Origin of the sequence: Lysinibacillus sp. FSL H8-0500 (genome assembly GCF_038051955.1) — a bacterium.
Lineage (GTDB): Bacteria > Bacillota > Bacilli > Bacillales_A > Planococcaceae > Lysinibacillus > Lysinibacillus macroides.
This window is the reverse complement of the sequence record NZ_CP150292.1, coordinates 2,938,847-2,954,807: the sequence shown is the minus strand read 5'-3', so window position 1 is coordinate 2,954,807 and position 15,961 is coordinate 2,938,847. Positions and strand designations below refer to the sequence as shown.

General features: G+C 38.2%; 15 protein-coding genes and 1 riboswitch. All 15 genes read left to right on the top strand.

Going from position 1 to position 15,961, the window contains the following annotated elements:
* Nucleotides 1–59: 59 nt before the first annotated feature.
* The 15 genes from comGA to MHB44_RS14030 all read left to right on the top strand — a co-directional run bounded on the left by comGA (nt 60) and on the right by MHB44_RS14030 (nt 15,929).
* Nucleotides 60–1,079, top strand: coding sequence for a competence type IV pilus ATPase ComGA (gene comGA / locus MHB44_RS14100; RefSeq protein WP_341299674.1), 1,020 nt, complete (start codon nt 60–62; stop codon nt 1,077–1,079).
* Entirely contained in the window at nt 1,057–2,130 is a 1,074-nt protein-coding gene (comGB, locus tag MHB44_RS14095) for a competence type IV pilus assembly protein ComGB (protein ID WP_341299673.1), read from the top strand. The genes comGA and comGB overlap by 23 nt, the downstream gene beginning before the upstream one ends.
* A 9-nt stretch (nt 2,131–2,139) precedes the next feature.
* Entirely contained in the window at nt 2,140–2,478 is a 339-nt protein-coding gene (gene comGC, locus MHB44_RS14090; RefSeq protein ID WP_341299672.1) for a competence type IV pilus major pilin ComGC, read from the top strand.
* On the top strand, nt 2,478–2,918 hold the full coding sequence (gene comGD, locus MHB44_RS14085) for a competence type IV pilus minor pilin ComGD (RefSeq protein WP_341299671.1): 441 nt from the start codon (nt 2,478–2,480) through the stop codon (nt 2,916–2,918). The genes comGC and comGD overlap by 1 nt, the downstream gene beginning before the upstream one ends.
* Entirely contained in the window at nt 2,911–3,231 is a 321-nt protein-coding gene (locus tag MHB44_RS14080) for a type II secretion system protein (RefSeq protein ID WP_341299670.1), read from the top strand. Before comGD ends, MHB44_RS14080 begins: the two co-directional genes overlap by 8 nt.
* Nucleotides 3,224–3,649 carry a competence type IV pilus minor pilin ComGF gene (comGF, locus tag MHB44_RS14075; protein ID WP_341299669.1) on the top strand — a complete coding sequence of 142 codons (426 nt, stop codon included), beginning with the start codon at nt 3,224–3,226 and terminating at the stop codon, nt 3,647–3,649. The genes MHB44_RS14080 and comGF overlap by 8 nt, the downstream gene beginning before the upstream one ends.
* A complete protein-coding gene (locus MHB44_RS14070; RefSeq protein WP_341299668.1) occupies nt 3,627–3,827 on the top strand; it encodes a hypothetical protein in 201 nt (66 codons plus the stop codon). Before comGF ends, MHB44_RS14070 begins: the two co-directional genes overlap by 23 nt.
* Nucleotides 3,828–3,847: 20 nt before the next feature.
* Nucleotides 3,848–4,363, top strand: a complete 516-nt coding sequence (locus MHB44_RS14065; protein WP_053994402.1) for a shikimate kinase — start codon at nt 3,848–3,850, stop codon at nt 4,361–4,363.
* Nucleotides 4,364–4,508: 145 nt separating this feature from the next.
* Nucleotides 4,509–4,601, top strand: a riboswitch (glycine riboswitch).
* Between the two features lie 222 nt (nt 4,602–4,823).
* Entirely contained in the window at nt 4,824–5,927 is a 1,104-nt protein-coding gene (gene gcvT / locus MHB44_RS14060) for a glycine cleavage system aminomethyltransferase GcvT (RefSeq protein WP_341299667.1), read from the top strand.
* A gap of 25 nt (nt 5,928–5,952) precedes the next feature.
* Entirely contained in the window at nt 5,953–7,299 is a 1,347-nt protein-coding gene (gcvPA, locus tag MHB44_RS14055) for an aminomethyl-transferring glycine dehydrogenase subunit GcvPA (protein WP_341299666.1), read from the top strand.
* The gene (gene gcvPB, locus MHB44_RS14050; RefSeq protein ID WP_341299665.1) at nt 7,292–8,755 is read left to right on the top strand and encodes an aminomethyl-transferring glycine dehydrogenase subunit GcvPB; all 1,464 of its coding nucleotides are present in this window, start codon (nt 7,292–7,294) and stop codon (nt 8,753–8,755) included. The genes gcvPA and gcvPB overlap by 8 nt, the downstream gene beginning before the upstream one ends.
* Nucleotides 8,756–8,970: 215 nt before the next feature.
* Entirely contained in the window at nt 8,971–9,927 is a 957-nt protein-coding gene (locus MHB44_RS14045; protein WP_341299664.1) for an ADP-ribosylglycohydrolase family protein, read from the top strand.
* Between the two features lie 407 nt (nt 9,928–10,334).
* On the top strand, nt 10,335–10,493 hold the full coding sequence (comX, locus tag MHB44_RS14040; protein ID WP_053994407.1) for a competence pheromone ComX: 159 nt from the start codon (nt 10,335–10,337) through the stop codon (nt 10,491–10,493).
* On the top strand, nt 10,480–12,819 hold the full coding sequence (locus MHB44_RS14035; RefSeq protein ID WP_341302977.1) for an ATP-binding protein: 2,340 nt from the start codon (nt 10,480–10,482) through the stop codon (nt 12,817–12,819). Before comX ends, MHB44_RS14035 begins: the two co-directional genes overlap by 14 nt.
* Nucleotides 12,820–13,055: 236 nt before the next feature.
* A complete protein-coding gene (locus MHB44_RS14030; RefSeq protein ID WP_341299663.1) occupies nt 13,056–15,929 on the top strand; it encodes a hypothetical protein in 2,874 nt (957 codons plus the stop codon).
* The last annotated feature ends 32 nt before the right edge of the window (nt 15,930–15,961 follow it).

The window sequence follows — 15,961 nt, the reverse complement described above, 5'->3', positions numbered from 1 at the left end:
ATACTAGGGATAACGAATAGGGCGGTCATATTCGCATGAACTAAAAGAGAGGTGCATGTATGCAAAGTTTTGAAACGGTTGTTGAACAGAAATGCGAGCAGCTTTTACTAAAGGCCTATCATTTTGGTGCATCCGATTTATTGCTGGTGCCGGGCACTATAAAATACCAACTCTATTTTCGAAAATATGATAAGCTCCTGCAAGCAGGTGAGCTACCAAATGATCTAGCTGAAAGAATGATCTCGTATTATAAATTTCTAGCAGAGTTAGATATTAGTGAGCGCCGTAAACCCCAAAGCGGCTCCTTTCAAAAAGCGATGGAGCAAAATCCATACGCCTTTCGCGTATCAACACTTCCCTCGGTATTCTTAAAAGAAAGCTTAATTATCCGTTTACTTCTTCAAAATCATACATTCCCACTAACTTCCCTTTGTTTTTCTGAAAGTGCAGCACACCAATTAATGGCACTTGTGCAAAGTAAGCAAGGCATTTTGTTTTTTACAGGTGCAACAGGCTCTGGCAAGTCTACCTCGCTGTATTCTTTAATTCATTATTGTTCTACAGAATTACAGCGACATGTTATTTCCTTAGAAGACCCTGTAGAAAATAGCCAAGCAAATTTACTGCAAATTCAAGTAAATGAGCGAGCAGGCGTTACATATGCTACAGGGCTAAAAGCGATTTTACGGCACTCTCCAGACGTCATTATGATTGGTGAAATTCGAGATAAGGAAACGGCAAAAATTGCAATCGAGGCAAGCTTAACTGGTCACCTAGTCCTTGCAACGATTCATGCAAAAGATTCCATCAACTGTCTTTACCGTTTAATGGACTTAGGTGTATCCATTGAGGAGCTGCGGCAAACAGTGATTGGCATTGTTGCTCAGCTACTTTTCCAAGCACCGACTATACACGAGGAACGTCGTGCCATTTATGAAATTTTAGATGATGGCTATTTAAGTAAGGCCATTGCTGCTATAGCAACAAAGACACATTATGAGCTTCCTTATGAACGAACATTAATGGGGCAAAAAGAATTATTGGAGAATCAGCAATATGCGGTTACAAACATATATTGACCGGCTGCTTCTTCAGTATAAAAAGGCAACAAAATGGCGGATAAAGGAGCAGGCTCAATTTTTCAACCGCTTATATGTGCTAATGCAAGAGGGCTATTTATTTCCACAGGCGATTGCTATGCTGTTACCTCATCATATTGAGTCGTATCAGGATATACAACAGCAAATTGATGACAAGCTGAGGCAGGGAGTAGGGGTAACAGGCATACTTGAAACATTGCAGCTAAGCAAGCAGCATTTAGTGGCAATTACGGTAGCCGAAAATAATGGCCATATGATGGAAGCATTACAGGGTGTTGCCAGACAGCTAGCGATAAGTGAGCAAACCAAGAAAAAATTGATCAAGCTGCTTGCCTATCCTGCTACATTGATTTTCTTTTTATTAGTACTGTTCTTCGTCTTCCGCACCGTCTTCCTACCGAATATTGAAAGAATAACAGCAAGTCGTACAGTTGAAACAGAGGCAGGGTCCCTAGCCTTATCAAATATGTTATTGCATATACCAGATGCGGTGATTATCGTTACACTTGTAACACTTTGTCTAGCATGGCTTTGTCGCTTCTTGCTTAAACGACAAGCTATTACTACGCAGCTTACCATCCTCTTAAAGATTCCATTCCTACAAAGCTATTTTAGGCTAACGCTAACAAGACAATTTGCTGCCTATTTAGGAAGCTTGCTTCAAAGCGGTTTTTCATTACAGGCGAGCCTTCAAATTTTAGAGGAACAGCAGCTTCAGCCTTTTCTGCAAAATCTTTCACAGCGTCTAAAAGAAAGGGTTATTTTCGGAGAATCCTTAGCACAGGCAGTCAAGATGCTCGCTGTGTTTCAGCAGGACTTTCCCATTTTTATAGCGCATGGTGAGCAAAGTGGTTATTTAGGAAAAGAGCTAGTATTGTACGGTGATTTATTAATGGACAAGCAGGAGCAGCTTTTCCAGAAAGTGCTCGCACTTGTACAGCCTACCTTCTTTATTTTAATTGCCATATGCATCATAGCAGCTTATATGAGTTTATTACTGCCAATCTATCAGATGATTGAAATCGTATAGGAGGAAATAATGAAGTATATAAAACAGCAAAAAGGTTTTACTTTAATTGAAATGTTAATCGTATTGTTAATTATATCTATTTTAATTCTAATTACTATCCCAAATGTTACCAAACACTTTGCCACGATTGATGAGAAGGGATGTACTGCTTATATTAGCATGGTGCAAGGTCAGGTTGAGGCTTATCGCGTGGATTTGATGACGTATCCAACATTGGATGATTTGGTGAAGGAGGGCTATCTGAAAGAAAATGAAACGTCATGTCCAAACAAAGAAGAAATTGTGATTACCAACGAAGGTGAGGTACGTTTAGCGAATGCTGACTCAGAGGCGGGTTCAGGTGGCTAATGAGGCAACGTCAACATGAAGCAGGCTTTACGCTGCTTGAAATACTAATTGTTCTCGTAATTGCGATGAGCCTCACGGCAATTGTTCTTAAATTTTCCTGGAAAATAGCTGAAGCAAAGGAATTAGAGCGTTTTTTTACACAAATTGAATTAGATATTCACTATATTCAAACCTACAGCATGGATCAACGCCAATATATAGCGATGACATTTGAAAGTGGAGCCAATCGCTATGTCATTCAAAAAGGTGTTTTTGCGAATTTATATGTACGCCCCTTTCCAAAAGGAGTTAAATTTTTACCTGATGAAAGTTCTATATATAGGCTTATTTATAATTACAGTGGCAATGTGATGACAGCTGGCACACTGACATTTAAAACGCCAGAAGGGTATAAAAGAGTGATTATTACACTAGGACGAGGGAGAGCTAGAGTTGAATGAGTTAGGATATTCATTTGTAGAAACAATTGTAGCCATAGTTATTTTCATGTTGCTTTGCACATCTTTATTGCCAATTAGCTATACCATGAAAACCAATCTTACCAATAAAAAGATGGAGGTGATAGCGGCTGAAACGGCTTATGAGGGGCTAAAGCAATATCAAGCCTACCAGCAAACAGCAGGCTCCAGAACAGTTGAACAGGCTACTTATCAATGGCAATATAACGATGGACAAGGCATTTGCGTAAGCTTTCATAATATGCGTGAGCCTCGTCAAAAATGTATTCAGCTAACAGGTGAAGTTTATGAATGAGAATGGCTATACATTATTAGAAGCTTTGTTTCAGTTAATGGTATTTGTCTTGGTCTCTCATCTTTTTGTACTAATAATGGTATGGTTTGCTGACATGACCTCAACCATGCTAACAGATGAACAGTCAGAATGGGAGCTTTTTGTGTATGACTTAAATAGATATCTACATGAAGTTTCGACGTTTTCCATTCGTGATGATCATAAAAGAATCACCTTTCAACGAGGAGAAATTGTTTATCATATTGATTGTTATCGCAATCTTATTCGAGAGCAAGTAAACGGTGGACATGTGCCAATGTTAAATGGCGTTGATGCTTGTCAATTTCGCTATATAGACAATATGCTGACAGTTGCTGTCAAATTTCCTAGCGGTATGCAAAAGGAGCGAACCTTCTATGTGGCAATTATTGAAAAATGACAGAGGGGCTATTTTTTTAATCGCAATTGCATTATTATTTTTTGTAACTACTTTTGTTCTTGCGTATTGTATGTCTTATGAAATGCAGTTTCGAACTTATGATGGGCTAGAAAAATTGAATGTTCGAGCTACGATAAATTTATTAGGACAAATTTTGTCAGACAGTGTAGAATCGTAGTTATAAGAAGGTGATCCGAATTGCGAAAAATATATTTAGTTGGCTTTATGGGCAGCGGAAAAAGTGCGTTAGGAAGACGTTTAAGCTATTTGTTAAAGATGCCATATTATGATATGGATCATGAGATTGTGCGACAGCAGGGGATGACCATTCCAGAAATCTTTGAAAAATACGGGGAGGCACGCTTTCGAGAAATAGAAACAGCCTTTTTGAAAAATTTTCGAGACGAGGCTTGTATTATTTCTACAGGTGGTGGGGTTGCCATGAACGCTGAGAATCGAAAAATTATGAGACGCAGTGGATTGGTATTTTTTCTGGATGCGTCGTTTGAAGATATTTATAAACGTATTCAGCATGACCTAAATAGACCAATTGTCCAAAGCTCTACAAAGGAGGAACTCGAAAAACTGTATCATTACAGAAGAAAATTTTATCGTGATGCAGGGCATATTCAGGTGCTAACAGAAGGCAGAACCATTCGCCAAATTTTAGAGTATTTAGTATTTCAAGTGAAAAGGTTGAAAGGCGAACGATAATTACTTATTATTTTATTATCGTTCGTGTTTTGCTATCTTTTTAAAAAATGATTGCCTTTCCAATGCATTTAATGTTAGGATATAGACAAATAAGTAACTAAATGTTCATTGAATACTAAATAGTACCAAGATTTATCTTGGGCGGATGATTGTGCGGGGAGAGCGCGTGTAGACGTCACCGAAGGAGCAAGTAGCAATGGGCTATGAATCTCTCAGGTAAAAGGACTCGTACAAGACGCAACTCTGGAGAGAGCTGTAGTATAACAAGCACAGCCACCAAAGGGGAAAGCCGACTAATTGGCAATGTTAAAGCGTGCGAGTCAGTTTGGTGTAACTTTCAGGTGCAAGGACAGAGAATCCCGAAAAGGGGTTCGTCTGTCTTTTTTTATGTCTTTTAAGTCAAAATACAGACGAACTACTACCAGTAAACATGTAACAAACAATAAGGGGGCAAAAATGAATGACAAATGAATTAAAACGTACACCTCTATTTGAAGAATATGCAAAATATGGTGCAAAGACAGTTGATTTCGGTGGATGGGAGTTGCCTGTTCAATTTTCTTCTATTAAAGAGGAACATGATGCGGTGCGACATCGTGCAGGCTTATTTGATGTATCCCATATGGGTGAAATTTTAGTAACGGGTCCTGATGCACTCAACTTTTTACAAAATCTTTTATCCAATGATGTATCAAAAATTGTTGATGGCCAAGCGCAGTATACGGCAATGTGCTATGAAGATGGTGGCGTTGTGGATGATTTATTAACATATAAATTAGCTGACAATCACTATTTATTATGTGTTAATGCAGCCAACATTGAAAAAGACTATGATTGGATGATGGAAAATCAACACCAATATGATGTGATGATTGATAATCAATCTGATGCCTATGCACAAATTGCTCTTCAAGGACCATTAGCAGAAGAAGTTCTTCAATCCCTTACTTCGACCGATGTAAGTGCTATTAAATTTTTCCGCTTCCAAGAGAATGTTGAGGTTGCAGGACATAAAGTATTAGTTTCTCGCAGTGGCTACACAGGTGAAGATGGCTTTGAATTATATGGCACTCCAGAAGACATCAAAGCGCTTTGGGGTAAAATTTTAGAGGCAGGTCAAGAAAAAGGTATTGTTCCAGCTGGACTTGGATGTCGTGATACACTGCGCTTTGAAGCAGGGCTACCACTATATGGTCAAGAACTATCAGCAACAATTTCTCCACTAGAGGCTGGTATTGGCTTTGCTGTGAAATTAAATAAAGAAGGCTTCATTGGTCATGAAGCATTAGTAGCTCAAAAGGAAAATGGTCTACCACGCAAACTTGTAGGCATTGAAATGATTGATAAAGGCATTCCACGCCATGGCTATAAAGTGTTTAAGGATGGTCAAGAAATCGGTGAAGTGACAACTGGTACACAGCTTCCTTCCTCAAAACGTAATGTTGGTCACGCATTAATTGACAGTCAATTCGCAACAATCGGAACTGAACTAGAAATTGAAATTCGCGGTAAACACTTAAAGGTAATAACAGTAGAAACACCGTTTTACAAGCGTTCAAAATAATAGTTGAAAAGAGGGACCTACATTTATGAAACATCGTTATTTACCTATGACGGAGCAAGATCAAAAAGAAATGTTAGACGTAATCGGTGTATCCTCAGTTGATGAATTATTCGAGGATATTCCTGAGAAAGTCCGTTTTAAAGGTCTTTATGATATTAAAGAAGCAAAATCAGAATCTGCTTTATTAAAAGAATTAACGGCACTTGCTGCAAAAAATAAGGACACAAATGCCAATGTATCATTTTTAGGTGCAGGCGTTTATAACCACTATAAACCAGTAATTGTAGACCATGTCATTTCTCGTTCAGAATTTTATACAGCTTACACACCATATCAGCCAGAGATTTCACAAGGTGAGCTACAAGCTATCTTTGAGTTCCAAACAATGATTGCCGAACTAACGGGTATGGATCTTGCTAACTCCTCTATGTATGACGGTGGTACAGCTTTAGCAGAAGCAGGTATGCTGGCAGCTGGTCATACGCGTCGCAAGAAAATTTTAGTATCAGAAGCAGTACATCCAGAATACCGTGATGTTGTAGCTACATATGCCTATGGTCAATCTATTGAAGTGGTAACAATTCCACAAAAAGATGGTGTGACAGATGTAGATGCATTAAAAGAGCTTATCGACGACAATACGGCAGCAGTTATTGCTCAATATCCAAATTTCTTTGGCCAAGTGGAGGATATTCAAGTGCTCGGGGATATTGCCCATGCAGCGAAAAGCTTATTCGTTGTATCTTCTAACCCACTGGCATTAGGCATTTTAACGCCTCCTGGTCAGCTAGGCGCTGATATCTGTGTAGGGGATGCGCAAGTATTCGGCATTTCTGAAGCATTTGGTGGCCCGCACTGTGGTTTCTTTGCGGTGACAACGAAATTAATGCGTAAGGTGCCAGGTCGTCTTGTTGGTGAAACAGTGGATGGTGAAGGTCGTCGTGGCTATGTATTAACACTACAAGCGCGTGAACAACATATCCGTCGTGATAAAGCAACTTCAAATATTTGTTCGAACCAAGCACTTCTTGCACTTGCAGCTTCTGTGGCAATGACTGCTCTAGGTAAACAGGGCATTCGCGAAATGGCTACGCAAAATATTGCGAAAACACGTTATGCGAAAAATGCCTTTGAAGCAGCAGGCTTTACAGTAGCATTCCAAGGCGCACACTTTAACGAAATCGTTGTGAAAACGAATAAATGTGTTAAGGAAATCAATAAAGGCTTAATTGAAAAAGGGATTATCGGTGGCTATCCATTAGGTCAAAATTATGACTCTCTTAAAAATCATGTGCTAATCGCAGTTACTGAATTACGCACAAAAGAAGAAATTGATGCACTTGTTGCAGAAATGGGGGCTCTTCATGCATAACGAAAATCAATCACTCATTTTTGAAATTTCAAAAGAAGGTCGCGTTGGCTATAGCTTAGAGGCACTTGATGTACCTGAAGTAGACCTAGCAGAGTTATTACCTACAAACCTAGTACGTGCTGAAGCGGCAGAATTACCTGAAGTGTCTGAGCTTGATATTATGCGTCATTATACAGCACTTTCTCGTCGAAACCATGGGGTAGACTCTGGCTTCTATCCGCTTGGCTCTTGTACGATGAAATATAATCCAAAAATTAACGAAGCCGTTGCACGTCTTTCAGGCTTTGCTAATATTCACCCATTACAGGATGAATCGACAGTACAGGGTGCAATGGAGCTTCTCTATGATTTGCAAACTTCTTTAGTAGAAATTACAGGCATGGATGAGGTCACATTACAGCCAGCAGCAGGGGCTCATGGTGAGTGGACAGCATTAATGATGATTCGTGCATTCCATGAAGCAAATGGCGAAGGTCACCGTAACAAGGTTATCGTGCCTGACTCAGCTCACGGTACAAACCCAGCATCCGCAACAGTTGCAGGCTTTGAAACAGTTACAGTTAAATCGGATGAAAATGGCTTAGTGGATATTGAAGATCTACGCAAAGTGGTAGGGCCTGATACGGCTGCATTGATGCTCACAAATCCGAATACATTAGGCTTATTTGAAGAAAACATTATCGAAATGGCAGAGCTTATTCATGAGGTTGGCGGGAAGGTCTACTATGATGGGGCGAACCTAAATGCTGTTATGAGTAAAGCACGTCCTGGCGATATGGGCTTCGACTGTGTGCATTTAAATCTGCATAAAACATTTACAGGTCCACACGGTGGCGGTGGTCCAGGTTCTGGTCCAGTAGGCGTAAAAGCAGATTTAATTCCATTCCTACCAAAGCCAGTATTAGTAAAAACAGAAGAGGGCACATACCACTTTGACTATGAGCGTCCACAATCAATTGGTCGTGTTAAACCGTACTACGGTAACTTTGGTATTAATGTACGTGCTTACACATATATTCGTACAATGGGTCCAGATGGCTTAAAAGCTGTGACAGAGTATGCTGTATTAAATGCTAACTATATGATGCGCCGCTTAGAGCCATTCTTTGATCTACCATATAACCGTCATTGTAAGCATGAATTTGTATTATCTGGTCGCCGTCAGAAGAAACTGGGCGTTCGTACATTAGATATTGCTAAACGTCTATTAGACTTTGGCTACCATCCACCAACAACATACTTCCCATTAAATGTGGAAGAGGCATTAATGATTGAGCCAACAGAAACGGAATCCAAAGAAACATTGGATGCATTCTGTGATGTGATGATCCAAATTGCGAAGGAAGCGGAAGAAAATCCATCCATCGTACAAGAAGCACCACATACAACAGTTGTCTCTCGTTTAGACGAAACACGCGCTGCTCGTACACCAGTGCTACGTTATCAACAAGCATAAAAATAGCAAAACCATCCAATAATTAGCATTTTGCTTATTGGATGGTTTTTCATATGGCTAAAGATAGGTTTTTATAAAAGAAAATATGTTTTTGTAAGAAGATAATGAGGTAACTAGTATAGAAAAGGTTGTATGCAGATGTTTCTTACATAATAGAATAGCGGAGGACAGTGCTCAACCTAGTAAAATGCTATATAGAAGGGGAGTGAAATTCTATGAGAAATAGCAGCCTAAAGGAACGCATGTTGTCAACGTTATATGGGGGCATCATTGGGGATATGATGGGCGTACCCGTTGAATTTAAGGCGAGAGGCACATTTTATGTAGAGGATGTAATGGGCTATGGCACGTATAATCAGCCGCCTGGTACTTGGTCGGATGATACCTCGTTAACGTTATGTTTAGTAGAAAATTTAATCGAGCAGGGCGATACAGCAAGCTTAATGGACAAGTTTGTGCAATATATGGAGCAGGGCTATTGGACACCCTTTGGAGAAATGTTTGATATAGGGATTACAACGGCTGAAGCGGTTTCCAACTATAAAAAGGGGATTTTGCCAGAGAGCTGTGGAAAAACGGGAGAGTTTGATAATGGCAATGGGGCGTTGATGAGGATCGCTCCCCTCGTATTTGTGATGAGGGATGAGTTGGATTTTTCTAAACGAGCAGCGCTTATTCAACAATATACCGAGATTACACATGCCCACCCGCGTTCCATTGTCGGATCTATGGTTTATAGTGAGGTATTATTAAGCTTATATCGAAATAATTCATTAAAAGCAGCATTGCAGGAAGTATATGTATTGCTACACTACCATTTACAGGAGAACTTAAAGGCAGAGCTTGCCTCATACGATAGAATTTTTCAAGAAAGCTTTTTAAGTATTGCTGAGGGTGATATCCAATCAACTGGCTATATTGTCCATTCACTGGAGGCAGCTTTATGGTGTGTGGGCACAACGACAACATTTAAGGAAGCCATTTTAAAGGCTGTTAATTTAGGAGAGGATACAGACACGGTGGCAACAATTGCTGGAACCTTGGCAGGAATGCATTATCCACTAGAGGACATTCCCACTGACTGGCTAAATAAAATGATTCAAAAGCAAAAGATTGATCAATTAATCACAACATTTTATCAAGCTTGTGTAGAGCCAGAGCGTGAACAATAATTAACAATAACAGAAGGGGTGTGACCAATTCGTCCTTTACATAATAATTTTACAGCTCCTCTTCCCCTATAGAAAAAAGAGGTGCATGTCTAGTAAGGCAAAGCGGTGATATAAATCTACAACATACTATAAGATGCTATCCATAAATGCTTATACTCAGCAAATAAGCTTATAAATTTAGAGGTTTATGTAAATTATTCGGGCAGAAATATTGAATAAACAAGGAATAACATGTCATTCCTTATATAATTTTTGCATTTTTTAGAAAATTATGTTGAATTATTGGGAACCGGTAGTATAATAAGGTTATAGTTGCAAATATGGTTAATAATCCCTTTATTTGAAAAGAGAGTAGTTAATTAAATAGATGTAACTATAATAAAAAATTAGGGAAATGGGGAGATTTTATGATGAACACAATTCAATATTTAGAACAAAATCCTGCATTAGTGACATTGTTAAAAGAAAAAAAAGCTTCTCTAATTGGTATGACAGAACTAGAGCAAAGGGCAATCTTGGATTCGTTTGATGAAGAGGTAAAATTAGAATTTGGTGTTTGGTATTAATTTTTTTGAAAATAAAAGGATTTGGCTTGCTATAAGTATCTATTTAACAGTAGGGATTTATTTACTTTATGTTACTTATAGTACGCCTTTTTTAAGGATTAAGTTACAAGAGGAGCACAAACAGTGGATAATCATTGATCCATATTATAAGGAATGGGCAGAAAAACAAAGAATTGCTTCTGGTGATATTGTACTAGATATCGATGGCAAAAATGTTAATGAATTAATCAATATCACGTATGACCCTGTTATTAGAGCAGCTAATGAATTAACATTGTTAAAGGATAATGGAGAGATTATTCATATACATATTACGCCCTTTGATATCCCTGGACAACTATTGTATATACTAATTTTACCAGGATGTTACTATTTATTAAGTTTAATTATCTCATTCTTTCTATATAGGAAACAGAGAGAGTCTAGCTTAATAAATTTACTTATTTTGTTTATACTCACAGTAGCTCTAGCATATGTCAGTATTGGTGCATCTAGCAGACTGGATAATGTAGGAACTATTGTCAATCGAAGTAGCATGCTCTTTTGTCTTGTAATATTGATTCATTTTCTAAGAGATTACTTTTTATTTTTAAATATAAAATGGCTATTTACTAAAAATATTAAAATCTTATATATAATACCTTTTATTACATTTGTTCTTAGTATATTAAGTATTGTTTATCCATTTACAAATCCTTTATTTTCACAAATTACTCTAGGCTTATTTTTGATTTTACTGATTGGTATTCTTGGGATTTTAGGCATTGGCTATACTAGGTATAAAACGCCTCAATTAAAGATTTTTTTATTAAGTATTATTATTCCTTTTCTACCATTTCTTTTTTTATTTGCAGTGCCAGAGGTTTTCTTTCATAAGTCTATTCTTTCTGCTGAAATTTGCTCCTTATTTTTAATGCTTATTCCTTTTAGCTTTATTTTCACACAGCTGACTGAGCGTATTTTTGATATGGAGTATTTTATTTCGAGGCTGCGTTATTACTTTAATTTTTCCTTTGTCTTTGCCCTTTGGCTATTACTAGGACTCTATTTTTTAACAGATTTATCGGTGACTCGCCTAACAGAGATTTTCTTTTTTGCTTTTCTTTCATTAATGGCGTTGTTTTACATAAAGGAACGGGTCGATTACCGCAAGCGAAAGATTCTTTTTTCTACAAAAGGTGACTATATTCACCGCCTGTATACGACTGTTGATAGTATTGGGCGTGTTGTCAAAATTGAGGACTTATTGGGGCGATTTGTGCAGGAAGTAGGGCTTCAGCTTGAAATGGAAAATGTTTCTACGCTTACCTACAATTTTCAGACACATTGCGTTACCTTCATCAATAAATCAAAGGACTATACGCAGCAGCAAATTGATGAGGTATTGTTTGAGCGGCTAAGCTTAGGGGATATTAAGAAAACTGAGCATTTTTATATAGCTTTTATTCATCAAGATGCCCAGTATAAACGCATTCTTGTTATCGATCATAAACAATCCATTTATCTCAAGGATGAAGAATTGCTATGGCTTGAATTGTTGCTGCTATACTTAAATAATTTTATTGAAAACACTAAAATGGTAAAGGAGCTATTAGATCAGCTTAAGCATATGAAAGAGGCTGATAATCAGCCATTACCTTGGCTCAATAAATTGCTATGGCTACGTTTTGAGGAAGAAAAATATCAATTGGCACAGGAGCTCCATGATACGATTTTACAAGAGCAGCTTCATATTGCGAGAGAAATGGATATGCTGATGCATATGAAGGATATCAGCGTCCTACCATCCCAGCTTGTAAAGGTGCATGAGCAGATGGTTACTTCCTTAAGTGATTTAAGGGGGTACTGTGAAAGTTTAAAGCCACCACTTCTCGATACCTTGGGTTTAAATGCGGCCCTTGAGAAGCTTCTTCAAAAAATTCATAAACGTGCTGATTTTCTGTTGATTTATACTGTTGATCGTCTTTATTTAGAGGACGAGCGTTTAAATTTAATGGTTTATCGACTTTTCCAAGAGCTTTTAAACAATGCCTTAAAGCATTCCGAGGCCGATACCGTTGAAATCCATTTGCTGGGTACGGAAGAGGGCTTTGAAATAATATATATAGATAACGGTGTAGGCTGTAATATTGATGACATTATACTGGCTGATTCTATGGGCATTCGTGGTATGCAGGAGCGAGTGCAGTCCTTTAATGGGAAATTTATCATAGAGACAGAGGTAGGGGAGGGGATGACGATTCGCATTCAAGTAAGTGAAACTCATTATAGTCAATCTTCTGCGTATAGTATACTGCATCGCCCCACTTATACAATTCGAGGATAATGAAATCAATTAGGTCTAGCTTTTTACCTTTTAATCACATCATAGTTTCTATGCATGTAGATTAGAAGGCTTTTATTTTTTATTTAGTCTAGTATTTATTCAATGAGGCAAAATATTACTATATTTCCAGTAGTGATTCAGGAAGAATTACACCTTTTTAAAATCTTTCCTCTAAACAAAGGAAATTATGGAAATATGACCGATACAATTCAGTAGATAGAGGAGGTCATGTAAAAATGAATAAGAAATTATTTTTAACGGTAGCTACTATTCCTATAGCACTCGTTGCACCAACTGTAGCAGGCGCAACTGAAACGGTTTCGGTCACGGGGCAAAATATTGTCAATGAAATAGTAAAGGTGGATCAATTGCCAGCAAATGCGGTTGTCAATGGCTATCAATGGTATTATGTTGAGCAAATTGATAGCGAAGATGGCACGGATACGACAACGAATAAGCCTATTGCTGGGGCAACCTCGGCAGTCCTAACAGTACCTGTAGAGGCTGCTGGCAAAACGATTTTTGTTGAAGCTACTACAACAGAAGGTAAAAAATATCAAAGTGCTCCACGAACAATTCAGCAGTTAAATCTTACAATCTCTCCACCAACATTGGAGGGCTATGCAACGTCTGATTTTGTAGCACCTGGGGAAACGATAAAAGTAACGGGTGCAAATGTAACGGATATAGCAGGCGCAAAATTACAAAGTAGTCAAATTACATACAGCTATCAATGGTTTTACAAGCTTGGTGATGATGCCTTTACCATTATTGAGGGAGCCACTGGCAGCACCTATACAATACCAAAGAATGCCATTGATCAAGGTATCAAAGATATTATTGTCAGAGTGAAGGCAAAGGTTGGCGCATCTTTTGTGGAATCCGATTTTTCGGCTGAAATTACAGTATCAAAAGAGCCGATTGATACATTAACAAATGCTATTAAGGCACTGTTTGCAAATGATCATCAATACAATGTGTCAAACTTAGAGGCATTTAAAGCGCAGGTGACTGCATTAGAGGGTAAATATCAAGCCTTATCACCCGCAGCGAAAGGAAATGTGCTCAATTATGATGTACTGAAGCGGGCGCTTGCTGATGTGGAGCTTGTAGGTAAGTTAAATGAAAAGATGGACAAGCTAGGAGAGGTGCAAGAGAAGAATCTGTCTAAATATATCAAGGAAATGGAGGAGGCTTATGGACAGTTAGATTTATTGCAGCGTAGCTTAGATGTCAATGATGCGTTTTATACTAGCCTTAAAAACCTCCAAAACGAGCCAAATGATTTAGAAGAAGTGAAGGAGGTCAGAAGGCTTAATCAGGCAATTGTACAATTGCTAGCCTATGAAAATGCACGTGTGCAGTATGTACCTGCGGATAAAGATGCCTTGTCCAAGCTTGTGACAGCCATTGAAGAGGATATTGCCAAGCTTTCGCCAAATTACCGTGTGGCTGTGCAAAATCAGACAATTTTAAAGGAAGTCCAAACAGATATTAAAAAGGTAGAGCAATTTATCAAATTATTTGATAAGTTATCTTCAAATAGTACGCCTAATAAGCAGGTAACAGCGGCAAAATCCATTCGTTCTGCCTATGAAAAATTAACCTATAAGCAGTTGCAATTAGTGGCAGATACGTATATCCAGCAGCTAGTTGTGGCAGAAGGCGCAGAAGAAAGCCAAATCGACGCATTAAATCGTGATATCGAAAGCTATATGGGAAAAGATACTTATCCTATTCAGCCATCTGCTAGTTCATGGCAAAGTCATGTCAATAATGTAGGTCGCATGGTCAAGGAGTATAAAGGCTTAACAAAAGTCTCAGCTGCTCAAATTACAGACTATAATAGACTGGTAACCCTACAAAAGGATTTAAAGATAGCTGAAAAGGTGATTAAGAGTATAGATGCTTATCAAAAGCTAACTGAAGTAGCAGGTGTGAAGGAAAGTAAGCTTCAATCAAGCTATACTAGTACATTGAAGGCTTATCAAAAACTAACCACTTTGCAGCAATCACTTGTCTATAATGCAGATGATTTTTTACTCAATACGCCAAAGATTTCTGTTGATGGCAATGGGAAAGTCCCGGCAGATTTAGCGGCTGCAGAGGCACTAAAGACAGAGATTGCTAAATTTGCAGATGTTACAAGCTATACCTTCCCACAATTAGAGTTGGCTGTTGATGCAGCCTCAGCATCTTATAAGAATCTATCCTCTGCGGCACGAAAATATGTTACGAATTATCATTTATTGACAGCGGCAAAGAAGGATATTTCAGGCGTGCAATCATTCCATAAAAAAGTACAGGCTGCTAGAGAAGAAACAGATGCGGCGAAACAGGCGAAAAAAATTCAAACAGTCACGCAAGCATATGCTAAATTACCTGCCAATCAACAGCATTTAGCAAAAGCGCATTATGAGGCTTTATTAAACAATCAAATTATTAATGAAAATGCTCCAAGTATCTCACAGCTTAATGACAATATTGCTCAAATGGTGGTAGGCGAGCAATATCTAGTAACAATGGACCGAATTAAGCAGCTTTCTACGCAATATAATAGCCTGAGTGCAAGTGATAAAAAGCTAATTACACATTACGCGATTTTAAAGACAGCGCTTGCTGATGTAAAAAAGGTAGAATCCTTTATCAAGCAATATGATAAATCTTTTCAAAATAATCCAAGCACCGTGATCAAGGCATTTGAAAAGCTAACCTCTAAACAAATAAGCTTGATTGAGCCAAGTATGAGACAGGCGATTATTGACAAGCAAAAAGGTTTACAGCAAACCAATGACACTGCTCTGTCATTAATTGAAGCTATTAATGGGCTGCTTATCAAAGGGGAATATATTGCTCATTTACAGGAGGAAGTACAAAAAATTCGTACAGCCTATGATGCCCTAAGCGATGCAGAGAAAAAGGTAATTAAAAATTATACAAAGCTCACACAGGCAGAAAGTGATTTAAAAAAGGTAGCAGAAGTACACGCCTTATATGTACCAGCAACCGAGGACAATGACAAGGCGCGCAAGGCTTGGCAAACTGCCTATGGGAAGCTGTCTAAAAAATTAGAGCTTCTTTATAATAGTATGTATGCAACGGATGTCTAAATAGTTTTGGATGAAAAAAGAATGCCATGTGT

Bases quoted from the DNA above. Each gene is read 5' to 3' on its own strand.
- comGA (WP_341299674.1), top strand. From the start codon at position 60: ATGCAAAGTTTTGAAACGGTTGTTGAACAGAAATGCGAGCAGCTTTTA.
- comGB (WP_341299673.1), top strand. From the start codon at position 1,057: ATGCGGTTACAAACATATATTGACCGGCTGCTTCTTCAGTATAAAAAG.
- comGC (WP_341299672.1), top strand. From the start codon at position 2,140: ATGAAGTATATAAAACAGCAAAAAGGTTTTACTTTAATTGAAATGTTA.
- comGD (WP_341299671.1), top strand. From the start codon at position 2,478: ATGAGGCAACGTCAACATGAAGCAGGCTTTACGCTGCTTGAAATACTA.
- comGF (WP_341299669.1), top strand. From the start codon at position 3,224: ATGAATGAGAATGGCTATACATTATTAGAAGCTTTGTTTCAGTTAATG.
- MHB44_RS14070 (WP_341299668.1), top strand. From the start codon at position 3,627: ATGTGGCAATTATTGAAAAATGACAGAGGGGCTATTTTTTTAATCGCA.
- gcvT (WP_341299667.1), top strand. From the start codon at position 4,824: ATGACAAATGAATTAAAACGTACACCTCTATTTGAAGAATATGCAAAA.
- gcvPA (WP_341299666.1), top strand. From the start codon at position 5,953: ATGAAACATCGTTATTTACCTATGACGGAGCAAGATCAAAAAGAAATG.
- gcvPB (WP_341299665.1), top strand. From the start codon at position 7,292: ATGCATAACGAAAATCAATCACTCATTTTTGAAATTTCAAAAGAAGGT.
- MHB44_RS14045 (WP_341299664.1), top strand. From the start codon at position 8,971: ATGAGAAATAGCAGCCTAAAGGAACGCATGTTGTCAACGTTATATGGG.
- comX (WP_053994407.1), top strand. From the start codon at position 10,335: ATGATGAACACAATTCAATATTTAGAACAAAATCCTGCATTAGTGACA.
- MHB44_RS14030 (WP_341299663.1), top strand. From the start codon at position 13,056: ATGAATAAGAAATTATTTTTAACGGTAGCTACTATTCCTATAGCACTC.